The following is a 4,154-nucleotide window of genomic DNA, read 5'->3' as shown; positions in this document are numbered from 1 at the left end:
AAGAGTCAACCTGAATCATTATAGTAGAAATGGAGTATACATCCGGCGTTTACCATGAACCTCTTCCTGACTCCGAGGTTTGAGTTCGCGATAATTCCATGGATGAGGGAACGTCTGAATATAGAGTCCGGTCGACGAGTGGTAATACTTTCTGTTGGTAATGTCCGGACGAATCTCATTCAGAAAGCCACGGAACATCTTGAGAAATATCCTGCTTGCAATAAGAAACTTGTAGTGATGCTTGTATAAATCATTGATGTTATCCTCACTATAGAAGCCCCTGTCCATGATGAGCTTGATTTGATGAATCTTCAGGAAGTCAAGATCTTGCAGCAATTGCCTGACTGTTTTAACATCGGTAATATTACCGGCAAGTTTTCGGTAATAGACAAGAAGGTTAGATTTTTCACCGTAAATCAAGGCCAAATTGATCTGAGGTAATGGGTCATGGTCTTTGTTCTTCCCGAATTTCACCTGTTTCAAGCTCTGGGAATAAGAGGAAATCGACGTAGTATCATAGGCCAGGTATTCTGTTTCCTGCCGTCTTTCGGCAAGACATTTGAAAAAAGCCATCTTGCTTGCCTCATCAATCTGACTAAAAAGCCCACTGCTTCGCTGGGAAGGGATGTTTTTGCCGTAGGGATGGAGATGCAGATGGTCCCATTTTGGAAAACGGCTCACGGGGCTTTTACTTTCCAAGATCAGAAAGTACGCTAACGATTGGATCATCTTATAGCTCTCCGGAAAACATCGAGCTAGATCTTCCGTGAGACCGGTTTTCTCACCGATCTGATCTAGTAAATAAGTAGCGCCGTAAAAGACGCGTCTTGTCTGTGTCTGTGGCTTTCTACCACGGCGAATGGTTTCAGATAAAAATCACCTCGTCAATATCTTGTTTTAAATGGTATTGGGGTTCCCCCGCCCCCTATCTTTAAGGGGGCAGGAGAACAAACAACGCATTTCCTCATAAATCATGCTTCACTAGTGACACCCTTGTTTTGCGCCCCCTTGTGAAAGGCACACACATTTTTTCTTCTGTTTTTCTGCAAAACAGCCCAAGCGTTTACTAGATCATCACAGACCTAATTCTTCTTCGACAACCTCACTGGAACACTCCAGGCAATGTAAGCGTCAAAGATACCGTCACATAGAATAGCCACCTGCAAGACAGTACAATCATAATGAGAATACGTTTGAAAAGGTTGAAAAAGTAAGCAAACTTTTTCAACCTTTTCAAACGAAAACGGAGTGATTGTATGGATACACAAAAAGTTACAACAGAGTACCGATTATCACAATGGATGGTAAGCGTCAAACAGACCTGTACCTCAAATTAAGCGATCACCGTTTAACCAATATTTTTCCCCATATCAGTCTTCCTCCCACGCAAACTTCTCCGGACTTGTGTTACTGGGTCGGGGTGTAAATACTTTTTCCGGCAAGGATCTGCTTCCAGGTAAGAAGTCTTTAAATTCTGATACATAGCCCGCTTTTCCTAAGTTAGGGCTTGCTGAACAACAATAAAATCCAATAACCACAAGGATTTTATGGCCTTTTTATCGAATAATATCCAAGGGAAACGCAAGAAAAACCCCAAAAACCTTGCACATGGAGGAAGAAAATGTACCGACGTCCCACAGGTCAAATGGTTCTTGAAGGCTTTATACTTCCCTTTGAAGGCAAACTTGATGCCAATAACCGTTGGGTCAAATTGGCTGAAATAATACCTTGGTCAACGATTGAAAAGAATTACGCCGACCTGTTCCCATCCAATGCCGGAACAGTGGCCAAACCCTTGCGTATGGCTCTGGGTGCGCTAATCATCAAAGAAAAATGCGGATTCACAGACCGGGAAACCGTGGAACAGATCACAGAAAACCCGTATCTCCAATACTTCATCGGGCTGGAAAAGTACCAAATAGAACCCCCCTTTGACCCATCGCTAATGGTTCACTTCCGCAAGCGCTTGGATAAGGAAACACTGAACAAAATAAATGAACTGATCTGCAAGGGAAAGCAAACAAAAAAACTAAAGGATCCGGATGAACCAGGTGGACCTCCCCATCCTGGCGGTACCCCTCCCGGACAGGGCTCCAAACCTGCTAAGCCGACCAATAAGGGTAAATTGCTACTTGATGCTACCTGTGCCCCAGCTGATATCCGCTATCCAACAGATCTGTCTTACTGAACGAAGCTCGGGAGAAAACCGAAAAGATAATCGACACCCTGTCCCATACCGGCCTGGGCTTGAAAAGAAAGCCCCGCACCTATCGCCAGATTGCCAGGCGTGATTACCTGAAAATAGCCAAACAGAAGAAACCCCGGGGAAAAGCTATCCGCAAAGCCATCGGCAAACAACTGTCCTATCTGTGCAGGAACCTGAAGACAATAGATTCACTTCTCAACCTTGAGGGACACGGCAATCTAAGCACCCGGCAAAGCCGTGAACTGGCAACCATCCGGACACTTTACAGCCAACAGCGAGAGATGTACACCAATAAGATCCACCAAATCAAAGACCGCATCGTCAGTATCTGCCAACCCCATATTCGCCCCATAGTACGGGGCAAAGCCAAAGCCAACACCGAATTCGGAGCCAAAGTAGCCGTCAGCATGGTAGATGGCTACTTCTATATCGATCACCTCAGTTGGGATTCCTTCAATGAAAGCTGTGAGTTACAGAAGGCTGTAGAAAATTACAAGGAACGCTTTGGGTTTTATCCCGAAGCAATCTTAGCAGATAAAATCTACCGCAACCGGGATAATCGTTCATATTGCAAGAAAAATGGCATCAGATTAAGCGGTCCACCGCTGGGACGCCCACCCCGGGATGGCCGACCAAATAAAGAGCTTGAAAAACAAGATATGAAAGAGCGCAACGAAATCGAAGGTGGTTTTGGAGTAGGCAAACGCAGATATGGCCTAGCCCGGATCATGCGCGCCTGAAAGAAACAGCTGAAAGCGTAATCATGTTACAGTTCCTGGTAATGAATTTGGATCGGAGGCTGCGGTCTCTTTTTTGCCATTTTTTATACACCCTTTTGGAAGGTATATTTGGTCAAAAAGCAGATAAAAAACAATCTGCTATGTTTTTTAAACCCTTAAGAGTTAACTTTGGCAGTTATTAAATTGTCTAAGAGCGGTTATAAATATTTTGGGAACTGTTCAGCAAGCCCTAATTGGACAAGAGAATGGTCTATGAACCTGCTGACGAAGAAACCACTCAGACCGCAGGCTGTATATTTGCGGTGGCTGACGGCATCGGAGGGCGGGCGGCAGGTGAAGTGGCTAGTTTGATAGCTGTCAGAGAGTTACAAAAGAATTACTATCAAATTGTTCAAAACACCTCCCCGGTTGAGGCGCTCCGTCTGGCGGTACTCAAAGCTCATAATAATATTATAGAAGAGGTAGCTTGTGATTCAAATCTATCAGGAATGGGATCTACTCTGACTGTGGCAGCTGTAGTGGGTGAGAGAATTTCATAATTCAAAAATCAAAGTTTAAACAAAAAATAACAACTGGACCACCGCTTTTGATTAACAAATAACGGCAGCGCATGGAGCATTACTGGTAAATAATAGCTACTAGTTACAAAAAGGCAGACACCACCCCCTTGGTAATTAAAGTGCTTTCTTGATTAGAATTAAGCTGCTTTTTGTTCTCTTTCAGCTGTATTGACGGCTGTTACTGTAGCTATCAGCGCTATTGCACAAAGGTAGGCGTGAGTTTCTACCTTTTTAGTACCCTGAACTGTAATGCTTTCTAAACCTAGATGCTTCTTTTGTCTGCCGAAATAGCGCTCAACGCTTGTTCTTTCATCATATAGCTTTTGCCAGTTCTTGGTCCCCCTGTGGGGGCTACAGAACAGCCTTGAGTCATCTTCAATTTTAGTTTTTATCACCATTCCATAGTTGGAGCTTGAACACCAGTCGGTACCAAAGGGGCATTCAGCTTTATCAAGTACGTGGGGACAACGAAACTTGTTAACTCCGTTATCGCTGCCCCAGTAAACCATCCGAAACCCTGCGGAACAAATAGGTGTCCCATCAAAATCAAAGCCAGCTCTAGGTTGCCTGGTCCCTCTAAGATTAAGAGCTATGATTGCCTGGGCGTGAAAGTCATTCTTTATGGTTTCGTAAATGTCATTACAGTCA

3 protein-coding genes and 1 pseudogene are annotated in these 4,154 nt (G+C 44.2%); 2 read left to right on the top strand and 2 right to left on the bottom strand.

What is annotated here, in order from left to right; genetic code table 11:
- Nucleotides 1–18: 18 nt before the first annotated feature.
- Nucleotides 19–861 (bottom strand): IS1634 family transposase, encoded by an 843-nt coding sequence (locus tag SSCH_RS04515; protein ID WP_456300448.1) that lies wholly within the window; start codon nt 859–861, stop codon nt 19–21.
- A gap of 760 nt (nt 862–1,621) precedes the next feature.
- Here SSCH_RS04515 and SSCH_RS04510 point away from each other — a divergent pair.
- Nucleotides 1,622–3,128 (top strand): annotated as a pseudogene (locus tag SSCH_RS04510) (IS5 family transposase).
- Nucleotides 3,129–3,179: 51 nt separating this feature from the next.
- Nucleotides 3,180–3,485, top strand: a complete 306-nt coding sequence (locus tag SSCH_RS04505) for a PP2C family protein-serine/threonine phosphatase (protein WP_156972094.1) — start codon at nt 3,180–3,182, stop codon at nt 3,483–3,485.
- Between the two features lie 158 nt (nt 3,486–3,643).
- On the opposite strand, the gene SSCH_RS04500 is transcribed toward SSCH_RS04505, so the two are convergent.
- Nucleotides 3,644–4,154, bottom strand: a 511-nt coding sequence (locus SSCH_RS04500; protein WP_044664436.1) for a transposase, incomplete at its 5' end; no start/stop codon positions are given.

It is taken from the genome of Syntrophaceticus schinkii (assembly GCF_000946815.1).
Classification (GTDB): Bacteria; Bacillota; DSM-12270; order Thermacetogeniales; family Thermacetogeniaceae; genus Syntrophaceticus; species Syntrophaceticus schinkii.
This window is presented reverse-complemented; position numbering and strand designations above follow the sequence as displayed.